This is a genomic window from Streptomyces vinaceus (assembly GCF_008704935.1).
In the GTDB taxonomy this organism is placed as follows: domain Bacteria; phylum Actinomycetota; class Actinomycetes; order Streptomycetales; family Streptomycetaceae; genus Streptomyces; species Streptomyces vinaceus.
The window spans coordinates 6657860-6682052 of record NZ_CP023692.1; the positions used below are offsets into that span (position 1 = coordinate 6657860).

At 74.1% G+C, this 24193-nt stretch carries 24 protein-coding genes; 12 read left to right on the forward strand and 12 right to left on the reverse strand.

Features of this window, described 5'->3' with window-relative positions; translation table 11 throughout:
• Window positions 1–30: 30 nt before the first annotated feature.
• Window positions 31–906, forward strand: a complete 876-nt coding sequence (locus CP980_RS30000; protein WP_132758985.1) for a GNAT family N-acetyltransferase — start codon at window positions 31–33, stop codon at window positions 904–906.
• A gap of 124 nt (window positions 907–1030) precedes the next feature.
• On the opposite strand, the gene CP980_RS30005 is transcribed toward CP980_RS30000, so the two are convergent.
• The 3 genes from CP980_RS30005 to CP980_RS30015 form a co-directional block, all read right to left on the reverse strand.
• Window positions 1031–1474, reverse strand: coding sequence for a subtilase-type protease inhibitor (locus CP980_RS30005; protein ID WP_150529514.1), 444 nt, complete (start codon window positions 1472–1474; stop codon window positions 1031–1033).
• Between the two features lie 236 nt (window positions 1475–1710).
• On the reverse strand, window positions 1711–2169 hold the full coding sequence (locus CP980_RS30010) for a cyclic nucleotide-binding domain-containing protein (protein WP_189998524.1): 459 nt from the start codon (window positions 2167–2169) through the stop codon (window positions 1711–1713).
• 169 nt (window positions 2170–2338) lie between these two features.
• On the reverse strand, window positions 2339–2641 hold the full coding sequence (locus CP980_RS30015) for a hypothetical protein (RefSeq protein WP_048478609.1): 303 nt from the start codon (window positions 2639–2641) through the stop codon (window positions 2339–2341).
• Window positions 2642–2859: 218 nt separating this feature from the next.
• Between CP980_RS30015 and CP980_RS30020 the strand changes: the two genes are divergently transcribed.
• Both CP980_RS30020 and CP980_RS30025 read left to right on the forward strand, forming a co-directional pair.
• The gene (locus CP980_RS30020) at window positions 2860–4797 is read left to right on the forward strand and encodes a glycoside hydrolase family 5 protein (protein WP_150529515.1); all 1938 of its coding nucleotides are present in this window, start codon (window positions 2860–2862) and stop codon (window positions 4795–4797) included.
• Between the two features lie 223 nt (window positions 4798–5020).
• Window positions 5021–7753 carry a DNRLRE domain-containing protein gene (locus CP980_RS30025; RefSeq protein ID WP_150529516.1) on the forward strand — a complete coding sequence of 911 codons (2733 nt, stop codon included), beginning with the start codon at window positions 5021–5023 and terminating at the stop codon, window positions 7751–7753.
• A 68-nt stretch (window positions 7754–7821) separates the two neighbouring features.
• Here the strand turns inward: CP980_RS30025 and CP980_RS30030 are convergent, their stop codons facing one another.
• Window positions 7822–8226 (reverse strand): DUF3224 domain-containing protein, encoded by a 405-nt coding sequence (locus CP980_RS30030; RefSeq protein WP_132759829.1) that lies wholly within the window; start codon window positions 8224–8226, stop codon window positions 7822–7824.
• Between the two features lie 115 nt (window positions 8227–8341).
• On the opposite strand from CP980_RS30030, the gene CP980_RS30035 reads away from it, so the two are divergent.
• Entirely contained in the window at window positions 8342–9322 is a 981-nt protein-coding gene (locus CP980_RS30035) for a helix-turn-helix transcriptional regulator (protein WP_150529517.1), read from the forward strand.
• A 7-nt stretch (window positions 9323–9329) separates the two neighbouring features.
• On the opposite strand, the gene CP980_RS36590 is transcribed toward CP980_RS30035, so the two are convergent.
• A complete protein-coding gene (locus CP980_RS36590; protein WP_308439354.1) occupies window positions 9330–10208 on the reverse strand; it encodes a GNAT family N-acetyltransferase in 879 nt (292 codons plus the stop codon).
• Between the two features lie 52 nt (window positions 10209–10260).
• Window positions 10261–10707, reverse strand: coding sequence for a hypothetical protein (locus CP980_RS30050; RefSeq protein WP_150529518.1), 447 nt, complete (start codon window positions 10705–10707; stop codon window positions 10261–10263).
• Window positions 10708–10813: 106 nt separating this feature from the next.
• On the opposite strand from CP980_RS30050, the gene CP980_RS30055 reads away from it, so the two are divergent.
• Complete coding sequence (locus CP980_RS30055; RefSeq protein WP_099894213.1) at window positions 10814–11116, forward strand: hypothetical protein; 303 nt, start codon at window positions 10814–10816, stop codon at window positions 11114–11116.
• Window positions 11117–11143: 27 nt separating this feature from the next.
• Here the strand turns inward: CP980_RS30055 and CP980_RS30060 are convergent, their stop codons facing one another.
• Both CP980_RS30060 and CP980_RS35300 read right to left on the reverse strand, forming a co-directional pair.
• On the reverse strand, window positions 11144–11983 hold the full coding sequence (locus CP980_RS30060; RefSeq protein ID WP_132760096.1) for a MerR family transcriptional regulator: 840 nt from the start codon (window positions 11981–11983) through the stop codon (window positions 11144–11146).
• A gap of 62 nt (window positions 11984–12045) precedes the next feature.
• Window positions 12046–12492 (reverse strand): hypothetical protein, encoded by a 447-nt coding sequence (locus tag CP980_RS35300; protein WP_132759832.1) that lies wholly within the window; start codon window positions 12490–12492, stop codon window positions 12046–12048.
• A 460-nt stretch (window positions 12493–12952) separates the two neighbouring features.
• Here CP980_RS35300 and CP980_RS30065 point away from each other — a divergent pair, with 460 nt between their 5' ends.
• A complete protein-coding gene (locus CP980_RS30065) occupies window positions 12953–13696 on the forward strand; it encodes a peptidoglycan-binding domain-containing protein (RefSeq protein WP_150529519.1) in 744 nt (247 codons plus the stop codon).
• Window positions 13697–13722: 26 nt separating this feature from the next.
• Here the strand turns inward: CP980_RS30065 and CP980_RS30070 are convergent, their stop codons facing one another.
• Complete coding sequence (locus CP980_RS30070) at window positions 13723–14466, reverse strand: SDR family NAD(P)-dependent oxidoreductase (protein WP_150529520.1); 744 nt, start codon at window positions 14464–14466, stop codon at window positions 13723–13725.
• A gap of 175 nt (window positions 14467–14641) precedes the next feature.
• On the opposite strand from CP980_RS30070, the gene CP980_RS30075 reads away from it, so the two are divergent.
• Window positions 14642–15718, forward strand: coding sequence for an RNA ligase (ATP) (locus CP980_RS30075; RefSeq protein WP_150529521.1), 1077 nt, complete (start codon window positions 14642–14644; stop codon window positions 15716–15718).
• Window positions 15719–15772: 54 nt separating this feature from the next.
• Here the strand turns inward: CP980_RS30075 and CP980_RS30080 are convergent, their stop codons facing one another.
• Together CP980_RS30080 and CP980_RS30085 are read right to left on the reverse strand one after the other, a co-directional pair.
• On the reverse strand, window positions 15773–16201 hold the full coding sequence (locus CP980_RS30080; RefSeq protein ID WP_150529522.1) for a cupin domain-containing protein: 429 nt from the start codon (window positions 16199–16201) through the stop codon (window positions 15773–15775).
• Window positions 16185–16922, reverse strand: a complete 738-nt coding sequence (locus tag CP980_RS30085; protein WP_150529523.1) for an SDR family oxidoreductase — start codon at window positions 16920–16922, stop codon at window positions 16185–16187. The genes CP980_RS30080 and CP980_RS30085 overlap by 17 nt, the downstream gene beginning before the upstream one ends.
• A gap of 125 nt (window positions 16923–17047) precedes the next feature.
• Here CP980_RS30085 and CP980_RS30090 point away from each other — a divergent pair, with 125 nt between their 5' ends.
• Window positions 17048–17926, forward strand: a complete 879-nt coding sequence (locus CP980_RS30090; RefSeq protein WP_132759838.1) for a LysR family transcriptional regulator — start codon at window positions 17048–17050, stop codon at window positions 17924–17926.
• Window positions 17927–17945: 19 nt separating this feature from the next.
• On the opposite strand, the gene CP980_RS30095 is transcribed toward CP980_RS30090, so the two are convergent.
• A complete protein-coding gene (locus CP980_RS30095; RefSeq protein WP_150529524.1) occupies window positions 17946–19256 on the reverse strand; it encodes an ROK family transcriptional regulator in 1311 nt (436 codons plus the stop codon).
• A gap of 215 nt (window positions 19257–19471) precedes the next feature.
• Here CP980_RS30095 and CP980_RS30100 point away from each other — a divergent pair, with 215 nt between their 5' ends.
• From CP980_RS30100 to CP980_RS30115, 4 genes are read left to right on the forward strand one after another with little or no spacing between them, the layout of a single operon-like run.
• Window positions 19472–20791, forward strand: coding sequence for an ABC transporter substrate-binding protein (locus tag CP980_RS30100; RefSeq protein ID WP_150529525.1), 1320 nt, complete (start codon window positions 19472–19474; stop codon window positions 20789–20791).
• 10 nt (window positions 20792–20801) lie between these two features.
• Window positions 20802–21749, forward strand: coding sequence for a carbohydrate ABC transporter permease (locus tag CP980_RS30105; protein ID WP_150529526.1), 948 nt, complete (start codon window positions 20802–20804; stop codon window positions 21747–21749).
• Window positions 21742–22626, forward strand: a complete 885-nt coding sequence (locus CP980_RS30110; protein WP_150529527.1) for a carbohydrate ABC transporter permease — start codon at window positions 21742–21744, stop codon at window positions 22624–22626. The genes CP980_RS30105 and CP980_RS30110 overlap by 8 nt, the downstream gene beginning before the upstream one ends.
• Window positions 22627–22645: 19 nt before the next feature.
• Window positions 22646–24043, forward strand: a complete 1398-nt coding sequence (locus CP980_RS30115) for a GH1 family beta-glucosidase (protein WP_150529528.1) — start codon at window positions 22646–22648, stop codon at window positions 24041–24043.
• Window positions 24044–24193 lie beyond the last annotated feature (150 nt).

A 24193-nucleotide genomic window follows, 5' to 3' on the forward strand; every position in this document is an offset into this window, starting at 1 on the left:
CGTCGTACGCCGTCTGGTACAACACCGGACATGACGGGATTCGAGATCAGCGGCGCGAGCGCCGCCGACATGGAACTGATCCGCCGCTGGGCCGACGAGGAAGGGTGGAACCCGGGGGATTCCGACCGCTTCGCCTTCGCGGTCGCCGATCCGGCCGGCTTCCTCGTCGGCCGGGTCGACGGCGAACCGGCGGCCTGCATCTCGGCCGTGCGGTACGGGTCGGACTTCGGGTTCATCGGCTTCTACATCGCCCGGCCCGCCTTCCGCGGCCAGGGCTACGGGATCCGGCTGTGGCAGGCCGGGATGGAGCGGCTCGACGGGCGGCTCGTCGGCCTGGACGGGGTGGTCGACCAGCAGGACAACTACCGCAGGTCCGGGTTCCGTTCCGCCTGGAACAACGTCCGCCACGAGGGTGTGCCGCGGCCGAACGGCTCGGGTGGCGGGGCCGGGGGTGGCGCCGGTGGTGGCGCCGCGTTCGAGGTGGTCGACGCCGCCTCGCTGCCCTTCGCCCTGCTCGCCGCCTACGACCGGCGGTTCTTCCCCGGGCCGCGCGACGCCTTCCTGTCGGCCTGGACCGGGCTGCCGGGCCGTACGGCCCTCGCCGCCGTCCGGGACGGCCGTATCGAGGGACTCGGAGTGGTCCGCCCGTGCAGCGGGGCCTCGCGGATCGGCCCGCTGTACGCCTCCACCCCGGCCGTCGCGGCCGCCCTGCTGCACCGGCTCGCGGAGCACACCCCCGACGGGGCGGTCGCCGTGGACGTGCCGGACGCGAACCCGTCGGCCACCGCGCTCGTGGCGGGCCTGGGGTTGGAGCCGACCTTCGAGGCCGCCCGGATGTACACGGGCCCGGCCCCGGAGGTCGAACTGGCCGGGATGTACGGGGTGACCAGCCTCGAACTGGGCTGACGGGCGCGGTACGGGCGACGGTACGGGGGCGGGGCGGGGGCGGGGCGCGCCGGGCGGCGCGTCCCCGCCGCGGATGCCGGGCGGCGGTCGCACGTCGCCGCCCGGCCGCTCGCGCCGTGCCGGGTCAGAAGCCGAACAGGGCGCCGCTGGTGTGCCGCAGGCCGCAGGGGTTCCCGAAGGTGTACGAGTAGCTCATCCGGCGGCCCTGCCACACCCCGTCCGCGGTCACCGTCATCGGGTTCCACTCCCGGGTACAGTCGACGCCCGGGCCGGGGGCGGCCACCGCGTCCAACTGGTGCGCGTTCGCCCGCAGTTCGGCGCAGGCGGCGGCGGGGGAGGGGTGCGTCCCGCCCGGGGTCGGCGCGCAGACGAGCGTCACGGCGCGCATCACCGTGCCGTTCGTGGCGTCCTCCCCGGCCGTGATGCCCAGGACGAGGGCGGAGGGCGCGTAGAGGCTCTCCGCTCCGGACGGTGCGGCGTCGGCAGCTCCGGGCCAGGCCAGGGCCGTGAGAGCGGTGAGCGCCATGGCGGCGGAACCGAGGCCGAGACCCTTTGCGATGGACCGCATTTCGAACTCCCTTGAGTGGTTGTGTCGGATAGCGGACAGGAGTCTTGCCGACACGGACCGTGAACGCCCGTTCGCACCTCCATATTTCGTCACCGATCGTAAGGGAATGTATGCAGACCGCAGTGGGGTGGGCGGTGCTGACCTGTGGGGGAGCGGTCCGCCGAAACGGCCGAACACACGCGCTGAAACATTCCCGGGGGCGCGTTCGGCCTCCGGGAACGGGTGTCGGAGCCGCTCTAGGCCGTCGCGATGCGCGGGGCGTAGAGGTCGATCAGCCGGGTCCGGGTCTGCTGGAGGCGCAGCGCGAGCACGCGTCCGACCCAGTGCCCGACGGCGGAGCCGAACGCGGGATCGGCGTCCATCAGCATGCGTACGGCGGTCGCGTCGAACTCGTACGAGCGCACCGGGGTCATCGCCTCGGCGCTCAGCTGCCAGGTGTACGGCGGGAAGAGCCAGGACCAGCCGACGAGCTCCCCGGGGCCGAGGTTCTCGACGGGGGCCGGCCGGCGGGCGGGCAGCGGGATCTGGAGCGTCACCGTGCCGGATCGCACGATCCAGAAGGACTCGGCGCGCGAGCCCTCCTCGAAGATCCTCGCGCCCTCGGGGAAATTGACCTCGCGGGCCTGGGACATCAGCCGTCCGCGGTATTCGGTGGAGAGGACGGCGGCGATTCGGATGGGGGAAGGTGTGCTCACGACGGCCTCCGATCAGGGCCCCCCGTTACCCCCAGTGTGACCGACACCCGGACGAAACCGGGCGCGGCGCATCACCCGATGGTCCGGTACCCCGCGAGCGGCCCCGCACACCCCTGGCGCGGCCGGGGCCGCGGACTCCCCGAGGTCGGCCGGTGGCGCCCCCGCGGGGTCAGTCCTCGGCGTTGGCCTCCAGGCAGGCCAGCTCCATCGCGTCGAGGACCGCCTCGTGGCTGCGGCGGCTCAGCTCGGCGACGTTCTCGATCTGCGCCGTGGCCCAGGCCGCCAGGGTCATGACCAGGACGCGCAGCCCGTCGGTGCCGTGCTCGGCCAAGATCGCGTCGGCGACGAGCATCGCGTCCTCGGGCACCTGCTCCGGCGGTTCCAGCCCGGCGAGCCCGCGCAGCATCGTGAGGGTGCGGCGGGAGATCTCCGGCGTCATCCTCGCCAGCCGCATGTCCTCTTCCTCGTCCATCCGCCCCGCCCTCCCGTTCGGTCCCGTCCCCCCAGGGCACGGTAGGCGCTGGCGGCCCCGCGCGGGGCCGTTTCGCCAGGGTGACCGCACGTAAGGGAACGGCCGGGGCCGCGGAGGCCGGAAAGTCGGTGCCCATGTGGGTTCCATGGTCGGCGACCGGCCGGTAACTTGGCCGCGGCATCCGCCGGTTGCCCCTCCACCCCCCTCGCAGGAGCGACATGAAGAGCCTCATCCGCGCGCTGTCCGGCGCCCTTCTGCTGCTGGCGGGAACCGTGCCGGCGGTGGCCGCGCCGGCCTCCGCCGCGGCCGCGCCCCCGACCACGACCACGGCAACGGCCGCGGCGGACGCCCGCACGGCCGAGGCGTGGACCCCGCCGCTGTCCACCCGCGGCCGCTACATCGTCGACGCGCAGGGCAACCGCTTCCGGCTGCGCTCCGGCAACTGGGACGGCGCCCAGGGATCCTGGAGCGGCAGCGGCGACCGCAGCGACCCCGCCACGCACCACGCCGGACAGAATTCCAACGGCATCCCGATCGGCCTGGACCGGGTGCCGGTGTCCACCCTGCTGGCCGACTTCCGGGCCCTCGGCCTCAACAGCGTCCGGCTGCCCTTCTCCAACGAGATGCTCCACACCACCGCACCCGTCCCGGACGCGGCCGTCGCCGCCAACCCGCAGCTGCGCGGCCGTACCCCGCTCCAGGTCTACGACGCCGTCGTCGCCGCGCTCACCGACGCCGGCTTCGCCGTCATCCTCAACAACCACACCGTCACCACCCGCTGGTGCTGCGGACTCGACGGCAACGAGCGCTGGAACAGCGGCGGGTCCACCGCCCAGTGGGCCGACGACTGGGTGTTCCTGGCGCGCCGCTACCGGGACAACCCGCGCGTGGTCGGCGCCGACCTGTACAACGAGGTCCGCCGCGACGTGCTCGACGACCCGAACTGGGGGCTCGGCGACAACCACGACTGGCAGGCGGCCGCCCAGGAGGCGGGCGACCGGATCCTCGCCGAGGCCAACCCGAACCTGCTCATCGTGGTCGAGGGCATCAACTGGACCGGCATCCCCCTGGACGGCCTCCCGCACGGCCGCCCCACCCTCACCCCCGTCCGCACCCTCTCCCACACCCTCGTCGTCTCGAACAAGCTGGTGTACTCGGCGCACTTCTACGGGTACACCGGCCCCCGGCACAGCGGCGCGACCGGCATGGGCGAGACCCACGACGCGCGCTACCAGGACATGAGCCGGGCCCAGCTCGAACAGACCCTCTACGACCAGGCCTTCTACGTCTCCGCCGAAACCGGCAACCACTTCACCGCGCCCGTCTGGGTCAGCGAGTTCGGCATCGGCGCCGACGAGACCGGCGCCCTGCCGCGGGCCTGGTTCCAGAACCTCACCGGCTACCTGAGCGCCGTCGATGCCGACTTCGCCTACTGGCCGCTCGTCGGCTGGAGCGCCACCGCCCAGGGCACCCCGGGCGGCGACAGCTGGGCGATGCTCCGCTACGACGCCTCCGGCCGCCGCTCGGGCGTACTGGACGCGGGGGACTGGCGTACGCAGCCGTGGACGGCCCTCGCCACCCCCGGGCGCACCGGCCGGATCCCCGTCACCCCCTCCTGGTACCAGCTGAGCACCGACCACCGCGACCACAACGCCTCGCTGCGCAACCGGGCCGCCGGCGACTGGGACAACGGGGCCCGCAAGGCGGTCTGCCCCGACGGCTCCGGGCTGGCCGGACTCGGCCACACGGACGGGCGGGGCCTGTGCGCCACCTCCGACCTGCGGGCCGCGACGGGCGGCAACACCGTGGTCCGCGACGAGGCGTACGTCCCGCCGGGCGGCGACTGGGCCTCCGGCTACACGAAGTTCCAGTGCCCGGCGGGCCAGTTCCTGATCGGGTACAGCGTGCGCGGCGAGCGGGTCTCGGCGGCCCTGTGCGCGCCGGCCCGTACGGCCCTCCCGGCCGGCGGGCGCACGCTCTGGTTCGACCGCGGCGACAACCGTCCGTCCGGCGGCCCCGGCGGCGAGTTCGCGTACGGGGACTACAAGGGCCAGTGCCTGCCGACCGAGTACGCGGCGGGCATCGCCTTCACCACGCGCGCGGCCTCCAGGCCGGGTCCGGCGGCCCTCCTCTGCCGCCCTCTGCCGCCCGCCTGACCCGGGGTCCGCCCTCCGGCGGACCCCGGCCGCCCCCAGCGGAAATGATCATGGCGAGAAGGCGCCGTCGGCCCCGGAGGCCGTCAATTTGGCATCCAATGCGTCAAGAGGGGTGAACGGGGGTGCGAACGGGCCTAGTGTGCGCCCGTACGCACGGTCGTGAACGGCAGCTGTACGTCTGTTTTCGGCCACCACCGCACAGTGACACCGAACTGGGGGGTTCATGCGTAGATCCAGAGGGTTCGCGGCCGCACTCGCCCTGTCCCTGGCCGGGACCGGCGCGGGCGCGGTCCTCGGCCTCGTCCCGCAGGCGGCGGCCGTCACCCCGCCCGTCGCCTTCACCGCCGACGCGCTCTCCACATGGCAGCCCAACGGCGTCGTCTGGGCCCTCGCCGAGGCGGGCGGCACCGTCTTCGCCGGCGGTACCTTCTCCGCCGTCCGCCCGCCCGACGGCTCGGGCGGCGCCGAACAGCCCGCGGTGAACTTCGCCGCACTGGACGCCGCGACCGGCGCCCCGACCTCCTGCCACCTCTCCTTCACGGTCGGCGGCGGCACCGCCACCGTCCGCGCCCTCACCCTCTCCCCGGACAAGCAGACCCTCTACGCCGGCGGCTACTTCGGCGCCGTCAACGGCACCCCCGTCTCCAGCCTCGCCGCCATCGACGTGGCGAGCTGCACCGTCAAGACCGGCTTCCGCCCCGCCTTCGCGGCCACCGTCAGGGCCCTGGCCGTCACCGGCGACACCGTCTACGCGGGCGGCGACTTCCTCACCGTCGCCGGGCAGCCGCGCCAGCGCTTCGCCGCCGTCGACGCGACCGACGGGGCGCTGCGGCCCTTCACGGCCGACGCCGACGAACCCGGCCGCGCCGTCGAGGTCACGCCCGACGGGGAGAACGTCGTCCTCGGCGGGGACTTCTTCACCGTCAACGGTACGAACACGCACGCCCTGGCCGTCGTCGACGCCACCAGCGGCACGCTCACCAAGACGTACGCCGGCTTCATCGAGACCAACTCCGTCGTCAAGGACATCGCGACCGACGCGACCGGGTTCTACACGGCCAACGAGGGCACCGGCGGCGGCGTCTTCGACGGCCGGATCGCGCTCAACCTCAGCGACTTCAACCAGCGCTGGCGCGACACCTGCCTCGGCGCCACCCAGGCCGTGCTGCCGTACCGGAACGTGCTCTACAGCGCCTCGCACGCCCACGACTGCTCCAGCGTCGGCGAGTACCCGGACGGGCAGCGCCACCACCTGCTCGCCCAGCCGACCACCAGCGTCGGCAAGCTGGGCTGGGCCCCCGACACCAACGACGGCATCGGCGAGGGCATCGGCCCGCGCGTGATGACGGTCGGCTCCCAGGGCGGCGTCCAGTACCTTTGGGTCGGCGGGGAGTTCACCACCGTCAACGGCTCGGCGCAGCAGAGCCTGACCCGCTTCGCCTCCACCGGCGACACCGGGGCGCCCACCGTGCCCGTCGCGACCGCGGCGAGCTTCCGGCCCGGCGAGGTGCAGGTACGCTGGCGCACCAGCCTCGACCTCGACGACAGCGCGCTGACGTACCGGATCTACCGGAACGGCTCGGGCACGCCGATCGCCACGGTCGCGGCGGACTCGCTGTTCTTCAAGCGTCCGCAGGCCTCCTGGACCGACACCACCGTCGCCGCCGGACAGTCGTACACGTACCGGGTCACGGCCACCGACGCGGCCGGCAACACCAGCGCCCTGTCGGCGACCGCGAGCGTGACCGTGCCGACCTCGGTCGACGCGTACCCCGACCGGGTGCGCGCGGACGGCGCCCAGCTGTTCTGGCGCTACGACGACGCCTCCCTGCCGAACGTCGCGGACTCCTCCGCGAGCGGCAACCAGAACGGAGTGCACCTGAACGCACCGGCGCTGCGCCAGACGCCGGGCGCGGTGTCGGGCGCGAGCACGGCGATCGGTTTCAACGGCACGGACACCCGCGTCTACGGGGACCAGCGCCAGACCATCGGCAGCAGCTACACCATCGAGACCTGGTTCCGGACGAACACCACCCGGGGCGGCAAGCTCTTCGGCTTCGGCAACAACCAGGTGCGCGGAAGCAGTCAGTACGACAAGCACATCTACATGACCAACGACGGGCGTCTCGTCTACGGCGTGTACACCGGAGCCACCCGCACCATCACCACCGGCGCCGCCTACAACGACGACCAGTGGCACCACGTCGTCGCCACCCAGGGGCCGGGCGGCATGGTCCTCTACGTGGACGGCGCCCAGAAGGGCACCCTCGCCGTCACCACGCACGAGAACTACGCAGGCTACTGGCATGCCGGCGGCGACAGCCTCGGCGCCTGGCCGAACCCTCCGACCAGCGAGTTCTGGGCGGGCCGGCTGGACGAGACCGCCGTCTACCCGAGCGTGCTGAGCGCGGCCCAGGTGCAGAACCACTACGCCCTGGCCACCGCCCCGGCCGACTCGGTCGTCCAGGTCCAGGCGGCCGAGGACACGTACGCCAACGCGGGTGCCCCGGACGGCAATTACGGCGGCTCGTCCTCGCTCGCCGTGCGCGGCACCTCGCTCTACACCAGCTACCTGCGCTTCAACCTGCCCGCGGCGCCCGCGGGTACGGTCCTCAAGTCGGCCTCCCTGAGCGTGAAGACGAGCACGATGAGCGGAGCCGGCACGGCCGACACGGTCTCGGTGGTCCCGGTCACCGGTGCGTGGACGGAGGCGGGAACCACCTACAACAACCGCCCCGCCACGGACGCCGCGGCCCTCGGCAGCTTCGCCGGAGTCCCGGACGGCTCGGCGGTGCACACCACCGGGCTGAACACGGCCGCCCTGGCGGGCGCGCTCGGCACGAGCTACGGCCTCGCGCTGACCAGCCCCGGTACGGACGCGCTGTGGCTGTGGTCCTCCGAGGCGGCGGCGAACGAGGGCACGCCGCAGCTGACGCTGACCTTCGGCGCACCCTAGCGGCACGGCCGCAGGGACCGGGGTCACAGGGGGCGCGGGCCGATACGGTCCGCGCCCTCCGTCGCCCGCTACGCCACGGTGTAGCGGAACTCGTACGCGACGGACGCATCGCCGTGCCGGTACGTGAACCCGCCGGACCCCGACAGCCCGGCCAGCTCGCCCGACCCGGAACCGGCGACCACCTCGAACGTGCACCGGGTGCCGCCGGCGTCGAACGTGCCGCGCTGCTCCAGGACGAACGCGCCCTCGCGGCCGTCCACGGAGCCCGACAGCAGCTCCAGGCCGGTGTAGGAGCCGGTGGCCTCCCCGGTGTACGTGATCGTGTAGCCGGCCCGGGTCGCCGCGGCCTCGATACCGCCCGCGAAGGCGTTGACGACCGTGGAGCGGGCGAGGCGCGGGGTGGCGTCGGCCGCACCGATCGGCTCCTCCCGCCAGTCGGCGAAGGTGAAACGGCCGGTGGTGGTACGGGACATGGAGGGCCTCCTGGTTCACGGCCGGGCGGTTCGTTCCCCCGGCGCGGGAACAGCCTGTCCGGCATACCTGACACCCTCTGTCATGTATGCCGGCGCCCCGGTCCACAATGGCCCCATGCGCGCCGACCGGCTCCTCTCCCTGCTCCTCCTGCTGCAGAACCGCGGCCGGATGACCGCGCCCCAACTGGCCGCCGAGCTGGAGGTGTCGGTCCGTACCGTCCACCGGGACATCGAGGCCCTCGGCGCGTCCGGCGTCCCCGTCCACGCCGACCGCGGACCGGCCGGCGGCTACCGGCTGATGGACGGCTACCGCACCCGGCTCACCGGCCTCACCGACGCCCAGGCCGGCTCCCTCTTCCTCGCCGGGGCGCCCGGGCCCGCACGGGAACTCGGGCTCGGCGCCGATCTGGCCGCCGCCCAGCTGAAGCTCCAGGCCGCGCTCCCCGCGGCCCTCGCCGAGCGGGCCCGCCGGCTCCAGGACCGTTTCCACCTGGACGCCCCGGCCTGGTTCCGCGACGCCGATCCGGTCCCGCACCTCGCGCGGATCGCCCAGGCGGTGTGGGACCAGCGCGTACTGCTGACCCACTACCGCCGCTGGAGCGGCGAGGAGCGCGCCGGGCGCCCGCTGCACCCCCTCGGCCTGGTCCTCAAGGGCGGCATCTGGTACCTGGTGGCGCGGGCCGCCGACGAGCGCGTACGCAGCTACCGGGTCTCGCGCTTCCTCGCGGTGGAGACCGCCGAGGAGGGCTTCGAGCGCCCGGCCGGCTTCGAACTCGCCGCGTACTGGACCGAGTCCGCCCGCCGGATGGAGGCGGCGACCCGCCAGGGGACCGCCCGGCTCCTGCTGTCCCCGCGCGGGCGCCGACTGCTCCCGATGCAGTTCGGCGCCGCCGGCGACCGGGCCCTGGCCGGTGCGGTCCCGGCCGGCCCCGCCGGCCCGGAGGGCTGGGTCCGGGTCGACCTGGAGATCGAGTCCGAGGCCGTCGCGGTCGGCGACCTGCTCCGGCTCGGCACCGAGGCCGAGGTCCTGGCCCCGCCGGAACTCCGCCGGGCCGTGGCCGCCACGGTCGCGGCCCTGGCCGCGCGGTACGGCTGAGCCCCGCTCAGGAACCGGTGGCGGGCGGGGGCGCGGAGCGCCGCTCCCAGCGGACCTCGCCGTCCTCGCGGTGGCGGGTCGGGGTGAAGCCGCAGGCCGCGGCGACCGCCGCCGAGGCGCGGTGGCCGGGGTGGATGTGGGCGATCAGGCGCCCGACGGGCAGTTCCTCCAGCCACGCCGTGACGGCCAGGGCGGCCTCGGTGGCGAGGCCGCGGCCCTGCCAGGCGGTTCCGATCACCCACGCCGTCTCGGCCGTGTCCCGGCCGGGCGTGACGGTGGCCTGGACGGTCCCCACCAGCGGCCCGTCCCCGCGCAGCCTCAGTACCCAGTTGCACCACACGACCGCGGGATCGGGCGACCCGGCCTCCAGCCGGGCGTAGCGTGCGCGCAGCGCATCGGTCGCGAGCGGGGCCCCGCCGGTGAACTCGTGCAGCACGGGATCGCCCAGTACGCGGGCCATCTCCGGGGCGTGTTCGACGCGCAGGGGGAGCAGGTCCATCCGGTTCGTGCTCAGCGGCTCGGCGCGCACGGCACGGACCGGCGGCCGCCGGACCTTGGCCGCCGCGCCCGGACGGGGTACGCCGTCCACGGCGAGGCAGATCCCGAAGACGCGGTCGTGGCCGGTCCAGCCGTTGACCCGGCCCCGGTTGCCGGCGATCTGCACGCGCCGGCGCGGGGCGTCCACGGCAGAGACCAGGTGCAGGTACACCGTGCCGGACACCCGGGCCAGGACGATGTCGCCGGATGCGACGAGCGCCGGGTCGACCGGGGCGACCCGGACCCGCTGCCTGCTGTGGATCAGCGGGACCATGGAGTCTCCGGTCGGCCGGAACTCCACCGTCTCACCCTCGCGGATCCGGTCCGCCACTGCGTCGAGCATGCCCATCGGGCGAGTGTGCCCGGCGCTGCCGGGTCCGGGAAACCGGATTTCGTGCCGGTCAGCGGGGAGGCTCGACCTCCAGGAAGCGCCGCCGGCGCGGGCCGCGGTAGAGCAGGCAGCTCCAGCCCAGGGGTTCCAGCGCGGCCGCGCAGGCCGTCAGCCGCTCCTGCTCCGCCTCGGCCGCGCCGCTGCCGGGCGGCCCCAGCCAGGTGACCTCCACCGTCGCGGCCCCGGACGTACCCGGCGCCACCCGGTACCCGGTCCGCGTACGGCGGCCCTGCGCGTCCACCGCCGACGGCGGGATGCCCGCAGCCTCCAGTACGAGGGCCACGGCGCGCGGCATCCGGCGCAGCTCCCACGGGGCGGGGACCGCCGCCCCCGCCGGGCCGTTCACCAGGCGGCGGATCTGCAGCATGCCCTCGTAGGCCGTGCGGACCTCGGCCTCCCGGGCCGCGGTGGGGGGCGGCTGCGGCCCGTCGCCGGTTGCGGGTTCGAAGGTCTCCATCGCCACTCCTCCCTCGGTTCCCCCGGCGCGTTCTGAGTACGTCACACCCAACGACCTGAGTATCCAACCCGATTCCCCGCCACCCCGACGCTGATCGAATGGGGGCATGACCTCCGAAGCCACCGCCCGCCCGCGCCGTATGCAGCACGTGACCATCGCCGGCTCCGCCCTGGCCGTGGCCCTGGTCCCGCTCGTCGTCGGGGTCCTGGTGGCCAAGGGCATCGCCGCCGATCCGCACGCCCCCGTCAACGCCCTGATCACCGGCGGCGGCCAGCGGGCCGGGTTGCCCCGCGCCGAGTGGCGCCGGCGCGGCCATGCCACGCTGCGCCGTCTGCGCACGGCCCGCCGCCTCACCGCCCGCCGCCGCCCCGACTCCGCCGGTCCGTGCACCTGCCGCCGCCCCGGGTGATCCGCCGGGGCGCCCGTTCTCCTTCGGTCAGACCTCCGGCGCGAGGGGTTCCTGGAGTTCCGTGACCCACTGGGCGCGGTCCTCCGGGCAGGCCAGCGTCAGCTCGCGCGCGTAACCCGCCGACCGGTGGCCGTTCGCGTCGATCCAGCGCGCGAGCGCCTGGGCGGTGGGCAGGACGCCGTCCATCGCACCGCGGTGCACCACGGTCGCCGCCCGCTCCACCCCGGGCAGCTCCACCACCCGTACCCCGCCCCCGAGGGTCTCGGCGCGCACCGAGGCCCCGACCGGCAGCCCGGCGTGGACGAGGACGGCTCCGGCCCCGGCGCCCGGCGCGTCCTCGTAGTACGCGATCCCCGGGCCGGTCGGGACCACCCCGGCGGCCTCGATCCGGCGGCACAGCTCGTCGTAGAGCGGACCGATGACCGGCCCGATGTCCTGCGGCTCGTAGCTCCCCGCGACCCCGCTCAGCTCGGCGAGCCGGACGGGCGGAAGGCTTTTGACGACGATGTCGACGGTGGACATGGATCCCTCGCTCTCGATGGTCCGGAGCCTCGTCTCGACCTGGGTCAGCCGGGCCGCCGCGGCGGCCACGGCCGACTCCAGTTCCGCCCGCCGCAGCCGCAGCATGCCGCGCAACTCCTCCGCGCCCAGCCGCTCGTCGAGGATCGACCCCACCTGGTCCAGGCTGAAGCCGAGCTCCTTGAGCGCGATGACACGGTTGAGGCGGGCGAGTTGCCCGGCCTCGTAGTAGCGGTAGCCGCTGGCGGGGTCGACACGTGCCGGGCGCAGCAGTCCGATGGCGTCGTAGTGGCGCAGCATGCGGACCGATACCCGGCCGTGCTTGGCGAAGTCTCCGATGGTGAACATGACGTCCTCCAGTGCAGGCCCTGACACGGGGGGAGGGTCAAGTCCTGGGCGATCCCTGCTGGTCAGCGGCCATACTGCCGGATGCAGAGATCCACGATGGAAGGCGGTACCGCTCCCTCGGCCGCGGCGCACAGCTCGTCGGGGCCGGGCAGGGCCGGCGCGGCCTCCTGCCGAGGGCTGCGCGGCGCAGCGGGCCCCGGTGGGCGGGCACGGTGGGGCGCCGCGGGCGGTTTCGCGCCGCGTGCGGCGGGGGGCCGCTCCGGGGCGTGCCGGACGGGCGGTGCGGCCGGCGGCTCCGGCTCCGGGAGCTCTCCCAGCGGCAGCGCCGCGGACCGCGGGGGAGGCGGCGGCAGGCCGGGGGTGGGCGGGGCATCGGCCGTTACCTCGGCGTCAGCGGGCGCCGAGGTACCGCGTTCGGGCGCCGGGGCCGCCTCCCGGCCGACGGAGACGCAGCCGGTGCTCGCGAGCAGCGCGACGAGGGACAGGGGCAGGGCCCGGCGTAACTGCATCCGCCCACCATGCCGCACCGGGGGCCGCCCGAAGGCCCGCGCTCACGCGTGCGGGTGAAGCGGCTGCGCAGTCGGCCGGAGTCGGCTACGGGGCCGCAGCGGACCTGGTCCGGCGCGGGGGTCCTCACCGTCACGGCCCGGATGCCGAGGGCTACCGGGCCGAAGAACCGGAACGGATGGATGGGGCAGTTCGGACACCCGGCTTGACCCGGGCCATCCCGGGAGGAAAGAGTGCGCCGGTCAAGCACTCAAGAACCACCGCATGAGCTGCACTTCGGAGATATCTCATATGTTCGTACCGGTCCGCGATTCGCTTGACCCCATGACGACCCGAGGCGCCCTTCAGCCGGGCGCGGCAACGGGCACGGTCCTGGTCGCGCGGCGGCGCAGGGCCTGACCGGCAGGGTGGGGGCCGACACCGCACCGCCGCGCCGGCCCCCACCCCCGCCGGGAGACCACCGTGTCCCAGCATTTCGACGAGAGCGCTGACGCGCCCGACGACCGCCTGTTCGTACGTCCTTACGTGGCCCCCTCCGGGCGGCCGGCCCGGTCGGCGACGCCCGCCTGGCCGCACACCGGGCCCGTGCCGGTGTCCTTCCGTGCGCCCGGGACCCGGGGCGAGGGCGACAGCGGTCCCGAGTCCGCCCCCGGGGCGCGGCCGGCCCCCCACACCGCCCCGGAGCGCGGGAGCCGGGTACCGCTGCCGGCCCTGGCCCTGCTCGCCCTCGCCGCGGGCGCCGGGCTGGTGTTCCTGCTGAGCGGGCCCGACCCGGAGCCCCGGCGGGCCGTGAAGCCGCCGCAGTTGTCCGTTCCGGTGCTTCCGGCGCGCAGCCCCGGAGCCGACGCCGACGCCGAGCCCTCGTCCGAAGGGTCCGTACGGGCCCCCGCGCCCACGGGGTCCGGGCCGACGTCGGAACCGGGCGGCCCCTCCGCGGGGCGGCCCCCCAAGTCGGCGCCGCCGAGCGGTCCGTCCGCAGCGCCCTCCCCGGGGGCCTCCGGGACGCTGCGGCCGGGTGACCGGGGGCCCGAGGTGCGCGCCCTCCAGGAGCGGCTCTACGGGCAGGGGTTCACGTACGTCGCGGTCACCGGGGAGTACGACAGCCGGACCGAGCGCGGGGTCGCCCAGCTCCAGCGCGACCGGGACATCAAGGGCGACCGGCCCGGGGTCTACGGCCCGGCCACGCGGGCGGCGTTCGGAGACTGACGCCCCGGACGGCACGGGCCACGCGGTCAGCGGCCGCCGGATACCCGCAGGATCGCGCCCGTCGTGTACGAGGCGTCCGGGGAGAGCAGCCAGGCCACGGCCCCGGCCACCTCCTCGGGCTGCCCCGCCCGCCCGAGCGGGATCCCGGCGGCCGCGCGAGCCGGGCGTCCGGGATCGCCCATCGCGGCGTGCATGTCGGTCTCGATGATGCCGGGAGCCACCGCGTTGACCCGGATCCCGTCCGGGCCGAGCTCCTTGGAAAGCCCCACCGTGAGGGCGTCGGTGGCGGCCTTGGTCGCCGCGTAGTGGACGTAGTCGCCGGGGCTGCCGAGGGTGGCGGCCGCCGAGGACACGTTCACGATGGCCCCGCCGCCCGCCTCCGCCATGTCCCGGGCGGCGCGGCGGCAGCACAGCAGGTACCCCAGCAGGTTCACCTCGACCACGCGCCGCAGGTCCTCGGTGGCGGCGTCGGCGAGCCGGCCGAGCGGCCCGGTCACCCCGGCGTTGTTCACCAGCCCGGTCACCGGGCCGAACTCGGCCCCGGCGATGTCGAAGAGCCGCTCCACCCCGCACTCCTCGGAGGTGTCCCCGCGTACGGTCAGACAGCGCGCGCCCGCCGCCCGTACGCGCCGGGCGACGGCCTCGGCCGCCGCGTCGTCGCGGAGGTATCCGAGCACCACGTCATGGCCGTCCGCGGCCAGGCGCAGACAGGTCGCGGCGCCGATGCCCCTGCCGCCCCCGGTGACGACGGTGACCGGACGACGTGGCACGGGGACCTCCTGGGCGGCGCCGGGCGGCGGGTTGGCGAGGGCGCGTCAGGTTAACACCGGTATTCCGGCTGGACCAGCGCAAATGCCGGACCGCACAGTGGTCGGCGTCGCGTACGAGCCACTGTCCCGAACCGCTCGGGGAGCATGTCCGTACCACGTCCGAGGAGCCGAGCACATGTCGACCTTGCGGGTCACCGCCGAAGAGCTGACCGTCCACGAGCATCCGAACGCCGACGCGCTGGAGCTGGCCCAGGTGGGCCTGTACCGGGCCGTCGTCGCCAAGGGTGCCTACCGCACCGGCGATTTCGCCGTCTACATACCCGAACAGGCCGTACTGCCCGCCGACCTGATCGAGGAGCTCGGCCTGACCGGCCGCCTCGCGGGCAGCTCCGCCGACCGGGTCAAGGCGGTCCGGCTGCGCGGCGAGCTGTCGCAGGGGCTGGTGTGCCGGCCGCGAGCGCTGGCCGATGTGGACCTGGAGCGGGCGGCCGGGGAGGGCGTGGACTTCGCCGAACTGCTCGGGATCACCAAATGGGCGCCGCCCGTACCGACGACGATGAACGGCGAGGTGGAGGCTGCGCCCGAGCTGCTGCCGTGGGTGGACATCGAGAACCTCCAGCGCTACCCGGACCTGTTCGAGCCGGGCGAGCCGGTCGTCCTGACCGAGAAACTCCACGGGACGGCCTGCCTGTTGACGTACGTCGCCGAGGACGGCCGGGTGCTGGTCTCCTCCAAGGGCTTCGGCTCCAAGGGGCTGGCCCTGCGGGAGGACGAGCGCAACCTGTACTGGCGGGCCGTACGCGCCCACGGGGTGCCCGAGGCCGCCGAGAAGCTGGCCGAGCGGCTGGGCGCCACCCGGATCGGCGTCTTCGGCGAGGTGTACGGCGCGGGCGTCCAGGACCTGTCGTACGGAACGGACGCGCGTACGGCCGCCACCGGGCCGGGATACGCCGTCTTCGACGTATCGGCGGAGATCGACGGACAGGTGCGGTGGCTGGACCCGCAGGAGCTCTTCCCGGACGGTGAACTCCCCTTGGTGCCGCGCCTGTTCGAGGGGCCGTACGCGCTGGAGACGGTGCTGGAGCTGGCCTCGGGCCGGGAGACGGTGTCCGGCCGGTCCACGCACCTGCGCGAGGGCGTGGTGATCCGCCCGGCCACGGAACGCCACAGCCCGGTGGTCGGCGGCCGCGCGATCGCCAAGGCCGTCAGCCCGGCGTACCTCACCCGCAAGGGAGGCACGGAATACGAGTGACCCCGACGCACGGGGCGGGCCCGGGCGGCCCCCCCGGTCCGGCGGGGCCGCCGTTCACGCCGGCGGCCCTCCGGGGGTGGTGAGCGACAGGGGGGTGTTGGGGCCCTGGGTGAACTCCACCGTCGTGAAGACGAGCGGGGTCGGGCCGATGTTCTCCAGGTCGGGGAGGAGGAACTCGCCGTGGCCGAAGGTGAGATGGCGGGTCTCGCCCTGTGCGTACGTGACCTCGTGGGTGGCGCCGTCGGAGGTGTGCTGGCGGCCGCGGCCGGGGGTCACCGCCGTCCAGAAGTAGTCGAGCACGTGCCGGTGCGCCGGCACCCGCTCGCCCGGTGCGAGCCGGATCTCCCAGACCCGGACCCGGTCCGTCTCGCTGAGCAGCCGCTGCCCGACGTGCCCGTTGGACGCCCCCGCCTCGAACTCCGCCCGCAGCGCGGGCGACCAGCCCTCGAAGCCCGATCCGGTGGTCTCAGACAAGGCGCGCACCTCCGTCCACGTGCAGCACGGTGCCGGTGACGAACCGGTTGCCGATCGCGTACAGCACCGCCCGCACCACGTCGTCCGGAGTGCCGCTCCTCCTGGCCGGGTTGCGGTCCGCGACCCCGCGCAGGAAGGCCGCCTTGTCCTCGCCCAGCCGGTCCCAGGCCCCGGAGTCGATGATGCCGGGGGACACGGCGTTGACCCGCAGCGGCGCCAGCTCGACGGCCAGTGCCTCCACCAGGAAGGCCAGGGCCCCGTTGGTGGTGGCCATGACCACCCGTTCCGGGGCGGGACGCCAGGCCGCGACCCCGGAGAAGAAGGTGAGGGAGCCGCCCTGCGCCATCCGCCCCGCCAGGTGCTTCGCGAGCAGCAGCGGGCCGAACACCTTCGCCGCGAACGCCCGCTGGACATCGGCGAGCACGAGAGCGGACACGGGCCCGTTGGCGGGCACGGCCGCCGTCGAGACGACGTGGTCGACCTGGCCCGCCGCTTCGGCGAGAGCGGCGATCGAGCCCTCGTCGGTGAGGTCGGTCACCTGGATGCGGGCGGGTCCGGGCAGGGCGGCCGCCGTATCGGCCAGCCGGTCCGCGTCGGGCCCGGCGAGCACGAGCTCGGCGCCGGCCGCCGACGCCGTACGGGCCAGCGTCCGCCCGATGTGCGAGCCGGCGCCGACGACGACGAGCCGCTTGCCGTCGAGGGAGTCATGGGAAAGGGGAGCGGTGGTCATGGAATGTCCTGAGTTCTGAGTGCTGGGGTCGCGGTTCCGCGTTGCGCGTTCCGTCTCCACGACTCTCCATCGGCGCAGCCCATACGTCCAAGGCATGCTTTCTACCGCTGCCATAAAATTTGCTCATGACTACCCTGCGGCAGCTCGAATACCTGGTCACCGTCGTGGACACCGGCTCCTTCACCCGGGCCGCCGAGCTCCTGCACGTCTCCCAGCCCGCCCTGTCCCACCAGGTCCGCGCCCTGGAGCGGGATGCGGGCGGACCGCTGCTGGAGCGGCTCCCGCGCGCGGTCAGGCTGACGCCGATGGGCCGCGCGATGCTCCCGCACGCCCGGGCGGCGCTCGCCGACGCCGAACGGGCCCGTACCGCGGCCCGCCGCGCCGTCGGCCTGGACGGCGGCGAGATCCAGGTGGCCGCGGTCTACTCGATCACCCTCGGGATCCTGCTCCCGGTGCTCCGCAGCTGGCATGAGCGGCATCCGCAGGTCCGCGTCCGGCTCATGGAGTTCCCGCACACCGACGCACTGCTCGCCGCGATGGCCGCGGGCCGCGCCGACCTCGCCGTCGGCCCGGCACCCCGTGAATGGGACGGCCCCGTACGGGAGTTGGGGGAGGAGGAGTTCGTACTGGCGGTTCCCGCCGACGATCCGGCGCCTGACCGGGTGCCCCTCGCGGACCTGGCGGACCGCTCATGGGTGCACTACGCCCCCGGCAACGGGCTGGCCGAGGTGGTGGACCGGGCCTGCGCGGCGGCCGGCTTCCGGCCGCGCGCCGCCGTACGGACCGAACAGACGGCGGCGGCGCCGCTGTTGGCCGCAACCGGGCTGGGCACCGCCCTGGTGCCCGAGAGCGTCGTGCCCTCCGGCTTCGCGGGCCGGGTGCTGCACCCCGAACCGCCGGTGCGCCGCATGCTGGCCGCCTACACCCGCCCGCACCCGGACCCGCTCACCACGGCCTTCCTGGACACCCTCGCCCGGTGCGCGCAGGCCGGCGGCGGCGCCTGACCCCGCCGGGGCGCCTCGCTCACGCCCGCCGGGCCGGCGCTGCGGCGCGGACCTCCAGGGAGGTGCGCCAGCCCGGCGGTTCGGGCTGCGGGGGGCGGGGCGCGGGGCGGCCGCCCGTGGCGAAGAACGCCGACAGCGGGAGGGTAGCCGCGCCCACCGTCACCGCGTCCGGCCCCAGGGAGCCCAGATCGATGGTGACGCGGTCGGCGGGGTGGCGCAGGGAGTACCGGGCCGCGTGCTCCCGTACGGCGGGCAGGATGTGCGGGCCCAGCAGCAGCCCCGCCCAGCCCCCGATCAGGATGCGCTCCGGCCGGAACAGGTTGATCACGTCCGACAGGCCCGCGCCGAGGTACTCGGCGCTCTCCTCCAGCACCTCCAGGGCCACCGGATCGGCAGCGACGGCCGCCGCGAGCAGCGCCGAGAGGGCCTCCTCCTCGTCCGCCGCCTCCCCGGCGCCGCCGCCCCGTTCCGCCCACCGCTCCAGCAGGGACTCGGCCCCCGTGTACGCCTCCAGGCAGCCCAGCGCCCCACAACGGCAGCGCCGTCCCCGTACCGAGACGGTGAGGTGTCCCCACTCCAGGGGGGTGCCCTCCGTCGTGCCCCCGTCGGGCGAGCCGTCCGTGATCAGGCTGGCGCCGACGCCCGAGCCGAACAGGACCACGACGGCGTCGCGGGCGCCGCGTCCCGCCCCGAACCACATCTCGGCCTGGCCGAGCGTGCGCGCACCGTTGTCGATGATGTACGGGACCTCCGGGGGCACGGCTCCCGTCGCGCGCAGCAGCGCCTCCAGCGGGACCGCGTCCCAGCCGATGGTCTGGCCGTGGACGACCGCCCCGTCCGGCGCCTCGCGGTCCACTATGCCCGGGACGCCCACCCCGACCCCGAGGAGCCGGTCCGTCCCGACTCGGGCCTGCGCGAGGACGGCGGCGATCCCGGTGCGGACGTGGTCCACGATCGGGCCGACGTCATAGCAGCCGCGCGGCTGCAACGGCAGCTCGGCACGCGCGAGTTCGGTCAGGGCCAGGTCGAACAGCTCGACGCGTACCCGGGTTTCGCCGACGTCGACCCCGATCATGTGGGCGCTGCCGGGCGCCACGCGCAGGAGGGTGCGCGGCCGTCCGCCGTCCGAGTCGACGACGCCGGCCTCCTCCAGGAGCCCGTCCGCGACGAGTTCGCCGACCACGTTGCTGACGGAGCCGGAGCTCAGCCCGGTCGCGGGCCCCAGCTCCTGCCGGCTCATCGGCCCGCCGAAGTACAGTCGCTGGAGCACGGCGCTGCGGTTGCCGCGCCGCAGGTCCCGCACCGTACGGCCGCCACGCCCTGTGGTCATCTGGCTCCTTCCGTCCTGCCGTCCGCCCTGTCGTCGCTCGCAACATACCCCTGCGAGACCTCTTGACGCGACCCTTTCACGAGGCTTAACTCACGTCCTGAATTAAGGCGTTGAGGCGTTGGACTCCGATGCGGCGGGTGCCGCCGGAGCATCGCCGCCCGAGCCGAGAACACCCGCCGGCCTTCCCCGACCCAGCCGAAAGGGGCCGATCCGCCATGCGCAGAACCCGAGCCGCCGCTGCCGCCGTCACCGCCTCCCTGCTCGCCGCCGCCGTCACCGCCTGCGGAGGCGGTACGGCGGACTCCGGCGCGGGCTCCAACGCCGCCCCCAAGGAGCTCACGTACTGGGCCTCCAACCAGGGCCCCGACCTCGCGGCGGACCAGGCCGTCCTGGGGCCGGAGCTGAAGAAGTTCGAGGAGCGGACGGGCATCAAGGTCAAGCTGGAAGTCGTCCCCTGGTCGGACCTGCTCAACCGGATCCTCGCCGCCACCGCCTCGGGCCAGGGCCCCGACGTCCTCAACATCGGCAACACCTGGTCCTCCTCCCTCCAGGCCACCGGCGCCCTGCTCCCGTGGAACGCCGAGAACTTCGCCGCGATCGGAGGCAAGGACCGCTTCGTGGAGTCGGCCATCGGCTCGGCGGGCGCCGCCGGCCAGGACCCGGCCGCCGTCCCGCTGTACTCCATGGCGTACGCGCTCTACTACAACAAGAAGATGTTCCAGGAAGCGGGCGTGGCCAAGCCCCCGGCCACCTGGGACGAGATGGTCACCACCGGCCGGCTGCTGTCCAAGGACGGCAAGTGGGCCCTCGGCGCCGAGGGCGGGAACCTCTCCAACAACATCCACCAGGTCTTCGTCCTCGCCAAGCAGCACGGCGCGGACTTCTTCGACGCGGCGGGCCGGCCGACCTTCGACTCCCCGGGCGCCGTCGACGCCGTGAAGCAGTACGTCGACCTGATGGCCAAGGACGAGATCATCGCGCCGGGCAACGCCGAGTACGCACAGAACCAGTCCCTCCAGGACTTCGCCAACGGCAAGACCGCCATGGTCCTGTGGCAGAGCGCCGCCTCCACCTTCAAGAGCCACGGAATGAAGGAGGGCGACTGGGGCGTGGCCCCGGTCCCGGTGCCCGCCGGCGGTGCGCCCGGCGCGGGCCGGGGCACCAACTCCATGGTCGCCGGCATCAACCTCGCCGTCTTCAAGAACACCGACAACATCGCCGGCTCGCTCAAGTTCGTGCAGTTCATGACCAGCGACGAGGAACAGAGGATCCTCAACAAGACGTACGGCTCCGTCCCGCCCGTCAAGGCCGCCCAGAGCGACGCCGCGTTCGCCACCGAGGACCTCACCGTGCTCCGCACCACCCTGGGCACCAGCGCCGCCCCGCTCCCGCAGGTCCCGCAGGAGTCCCAGTTCGAGACCGCCGTCGGCACCGCGGTCAAGGAGCTCTTCGCCGACGCCGCGGCGGGCCGCCCCGTCACCACCGAGTCGGTCAAGGCCAAGCTCGGCAAGGCCCAGCAGCAGATGGCGAGCTGAGTCCGGCCCGATGAGTACCGGAAGCCGCGTGAGCACCACGTCCCCGCGCCTGCGCCGAAGCGCCCTGCCGTACCTCCTGCTCCTGCCCGCCCTGCTCCTCGAACTGCTCATCCACCTCCTCCCGATGGTGATGGGCATCCTGATGAGCTTCCGCCGGCTGACCCAGTTCTTCATCCGCGACTGGTCCCGCGCCCCCTGGACCGGCTGGGCCAACTACGAACTCGTCCTCGACGTCGACCGGCCGGTCGGCGAAGCCCTCCTGCGCTCCTTCCTCACCACCTGCCTCTTCACCCTGCTCTCCGTCGGCCTGTGCTGGCTGCTGGGCACGGCGGCGGCGGTGTTCATGCAGGAGAGCTTCCGCGGCCGCGGCCTGCTGCGCGCCCTGTTCCTGGTCCCGTACGCCCTGCCCGTGTACGCGGCCGTCATCACCTGGGCCTTCATGTTCCAGCGGGACAACGGCCTGGTGAACCACGTCCTCCACGACCAACTGGGCCTGGGCGGGCCCGAGCACACCTTCTGGCTGCTCGGTGACAACAGCTTCTGGGCCCTGCTGACCGTCTCCGTCTGGAAGGGCTGGCCGTTCGCCTTCCTCATCGTGACCGCCGCCCTCCAGAACATCCCGGGCGAGCTGTACGAGGCCGCCGCACTGGACGGCGCCGGCATCTGGCAGCAAATCCGCCGCATCACCCTGCCCTCGGTCGGAGCCGTCAACCAGGTGCTGGTGCTGGTGCTGTTCCTGTGGACCTTCAACGACTTCAACACGCCGTTCGTCCTGTTCGGCAAATCGGCCCCGGCGGCCGCCGACCTGATCTCCCTCCACATCTACCAGTCCAGCTTCGTCACCTGGAACTTCGGCGCCGGCTCGGCCATGTCGGTCCTCCTGCTGCTCTTCCTCCTGCTGGTCACCGCCGGGTACCTGCTCGTGACGAGCCGCGGAAGGAGGAGCCGGCATGTCTGACAGCCGCGGCGGCCGCCGCGACCGACCGTCCTCTCCGCTGGCCCCGCCCCTCACCTTCCGGGTGATCCGGGCCGTCTTCCTCACCCTGCTCACCGGCTTCGTACTGCTGCCCGTCTACGTCATGGTCACCAGCTCCCTCAAACCGCTCCAGGACGTCGCGGGCCGCTTCCGCTGGCTCCCCAGCGGGCTCACCGTCCGCCCGTACATCGACATCTGGCACACCGTCCCGCTCGCCCGGTACTTCGTGAACTCCCTGATCGTGGCCGGTGCGGCCACCGCCGCCTCCGTCGTCATCGCCGTCTTCGCGGCCTACGCGGTCAGCCGCCACCGCTTCCGCGGCAAGCGCCTGTTCACCGTCACCGTGCTCTCCACGCAGATGTTCCCCGGGATCCTCTTCCTCCTCCCGCTGTTCTTGATCTTCGTGAACATCGGCAACGCCACCGGGATCGCCCTCTACGGCTCCCGCGGCGCGCTGATCCTCACGTACCTGACCTTCTCCCTCCCCTTCTCCATCTGGATGCTCATCGGCTACTTCGACGCGGTGCCCCGCGACCTCGACGAGGCCGCCACCGTCGACGGCTGCGGCCCCCTCGGCGCGCTGGTGCGCGTCGTGGTCCCGGCCGCAGTCCCCGGCATCGTCGCCGTCGCCGTGTACGCGTTCATGACCGCCTGGGGCGAAGTGCTCTTCGCCTCCGTCATGACGAACGACACCACCCGCACCCTCGCCGTCGGCCTGCAGGGCTACTCCACGCAGACCGAGGTCTACTGGAACCAGATCATGGCCGCCTCGCTCGTCGTCAGCATCCCCGTCGTCGCCGGATTCCTGCTGCTCCAGCGGTACTTGGTGGCCGGCCTCACGGCGGGAGCCGTCAAATGACCCCGGCAGGAGCCGACACATGACCCTTTCCGAAACCCGCCCCGGCCGCGGCGCGGACCTCGACGCGGAACTCGGCGCCATCGATCTCGCCGCCCTGCCCCGCGCGTTCGCCTGGGGCACCGCCACCTCCGCCTACCAGATCGAGGGCGCCGTGGCCGAGGACGGCCGCGCCCCCTCCATCTGGGACACGTTCTCCCACACCCCCGGCGCCGTCGCCGGCGGCCACACCGGCGACACCGCCTGCGACCACTACCACCGCTGGCGCGAGGACATCGCCCTGATGGGGGAGCTCGGTACCAACGCCTACCGGATGTCCGTCGCCTGGCCGCGCGTGGTCCCCGGCGGCGACGGCCCCGCCAACGCCAAGGGCCTCGCCTTCTACGACCGGCTCGTCGACGGACTCCTCGCCGCCGGGATCACCCCCTCCGTCACCCTCTACCACTGGGACCTGCCCCAGGCCCTCCAGGACCGCGGGGGCTGGCCCGAGCGGGCGACCGCCGAGCACTTCGCCGCGTACGCCGGGATCGTCGCGGCCCGTCTCGGCGACCGGGTCACCCAGTGGGCCACCCTGAACGAGCCCCTGTGCTCGGCGTGGATCGGCCACCTGGAGGGCAGGATGGCGCCGGGCTGGACCGACCTGACCGCCGCCGTCCGCGCCTCGTACCACCTGCTGCTCGGCCACGGGCTCGCCACCCAGGCCGTACGGGCCGCGGCCCCCGGCGCGCAGATCGGCATCGTCAACAACCTCTCCACCATCGAGCCCGCCACCGACGGCGAAGCCGACCGGGCGGCGGCCCGGCGCATGGACGGCCACGTCAACCGCTGGTGGCTGGACCCCGTCCACGGCCGCGGCTTCCCCGCCGACATGCGCGAGGTCTACGCCGTCGACCTGCCCGAACGCCCCGGCGACCTGGCCACCATCGCCGCCCCGCTCGACTGGACCGGCCTGAACTACTACTTCCCCCAGACCGTCACCGCCGACCCGGCCGGCCCCGCCCCGTACGCCCGCCAGATCGAACGCCCCGGCGTCCCGCGCACCGGCATGGACTGGGAGGTCGACGCGGGCGGCCTGGAGACCCTGCTCATGCGGCTGACCGAGGAGTACGGGGCCCGGCGCATCCACGTCACCGAGAACGGCTCCTCGTACGAGGACACCGTCGCCGCCGACGGCAGCGTCCACGACCCCGACCGCGCCCGCTACCTGACCGGGCACCTGGCCGCCTGCGCCCGCGCCGCCCGCCGAGGCGCGCCGCTGGCCGGCTACTACGCCTGGTCCCTCCTGGACAACTTCGAGTGGGCCTACGGCTACGACAAGCGCTTCGGTCTCGTCCGCGTCGACTACGCCACCCAGCGCCGCACGGTCAAGACCAGCGGCCGCCGCTACGCCGAGGTGATCGCCGCGCACCGGGCCCTGTGAGAGGTCGGCCCCCGCGCCGCGCCGCGCCGTGCCCGCCCCGCTTCTCGGGGCGGGCACGGCCTTTCGTGATGGGATGGGACGCGGCGCTGGAAGCGGTGCTTCCACCAGCCCACGGCTCAGGGCACACGGAGAGGTCGGGTAGATGGCCGA

Bases quoted from the DNA above. Each gene is read 5' to 3' on its own strand.
- CP980_RS30115 (WP_150529528.1), top strand. From the start codon at position 22,646: ATGACCCTTTCCGAAACCCGCCCCGGCCGCGGCGCGGACCTCGACGCG.
- CP980_RS30015 (WP_048478609.1), bottom strand. From the start codon at position 2,641: ATGGACGAGGAAGAGGACATGCGGCTGGCGAGGATGACGCCGGAGATC.
- CP980_RS30095 (WP_150529524.1), bottom strand. From the start codon at position 19,256: ATGACCACAGGGCGTGGCGGCCGTACGGTGCGGGACCTGCGGCGCGGC.
- CP980_RS30105 (WP_150529526.1), top strand. From the start codon at position 20,802: ATGAGTACCGGAAGCCGCGTGAGCACCACGTCCCCGCGCCTGCGCCGA.
- CP980_RS30020 (WP_150529515.1), top strand. From the start codon at position 2,860: ATGAAGAGCCTCATCCGCGCGCTGTCCGGCGCCCTTCTGCTGCTGGCG.
- CP980_RS30060 (WP_132760096.1), bottom strand. From the start codon at position 11,983: ATGTTCACCATCGGAGACTTCGCCAAGCACGGCCGGGTATCGGTCCGC.
- CP980_RS36590 (WP_308439354.1), bottom strand. From the start codon at position 10,208: ATGGGCATGCTCGACGCAGTGGCGGACCGGATCCGCGAGGGTGAGACG.
- CP980_RS30110 (WP_150529527.1), top strand. From the start codon at position 21,742: ATGTCTGACAGCCGCGGCGGCCGCCGCGACCGACCGTCCTCTCCGCTG.
- CP980_RS30025 (WP_150529516.1), top strand. From the start codon at position 5,021: ATGCGTAGATCCAGAGGGTTCGCGGCCGCACTCGCCCTGTCCCTGGCC.
- CP980_RS30090 (WP_132759838.1), top strand. From the start codon at position 17,048: ATGACTACCCTGCGGCAGCTCGAATACCTGGTCACCGTCGTGGACACC.
- CP980_RS30055 (WP_099894213.1), top strand. From the start codon at position 10,814: ATGACCTCCGAAGCCACCGCCCGCCCGCGCCGTATGCAGCACGTGACC.
- CP980_RS30100 (WP_150529525.1), top strand. From the start codon at position 19,472: ATGCGCAGAACCCGAGCCGCCGCTGCCGCCGTCACCGCCTCCCTGCTC.
- CP980_RS30085 (WP_150529523.1), bottom strand. From the start codon at position 16,922: ATGACCACCGCTCCCCTTTCCCATGACTCCCTCGACGGCAAGCGGCTC.
- CP980_RS30075 (WP_150529521.1), top strand. From the start codon at position 14,642: ATGTCGACCTTGCGGGTCACCGCCGAAGAGCTGACCGTCCACGAGCAT.
- CP980_RS30035 (WP_150529517.1), top strand. From the start codon at position 8,342: ATGCGCGCCGACCGGCTCCTCTCCCTGCTCCTCCTGCTGCAGAACCGC.
- CP980_RS30050 (WP_150529518.1), bottom strand. From the start codon at position 10,707: ATGGAGACCTTCGAACCCGCAACCGGCGACGGGCCGCAGCCGCCCCCC.
- CP980_RS30005 (WP_150529514.1), bottom strand. From the start codon at position 1,474: ATGCGGTCCATCGCAAAGGGTCTCGGCCTCGGTTCCGCCGCCATGGCG.
- CP980_RS35300 (WP_132759832.1), bottom strand. From the start codon at position 12,492: ATGCAGTTACGCCGGGCCCTGCCCCTGTCCCTCGTCGCGCTGCTCGCG.
- CP980_RS30000 (WP_132758985.1), top strand. From the start codon at position 31: ATGACGGGATTCGAGATCAGCGGCGCGAGCGCCGCCGACATGGAACTG.
- CP980_RS30030 (WP_132759829.1), bottom strand. From the start codon at position 8,226: ATGTCCCGTACCACCACCGGCCGTTTCACCTTCGCCGACTGGCGGGAG.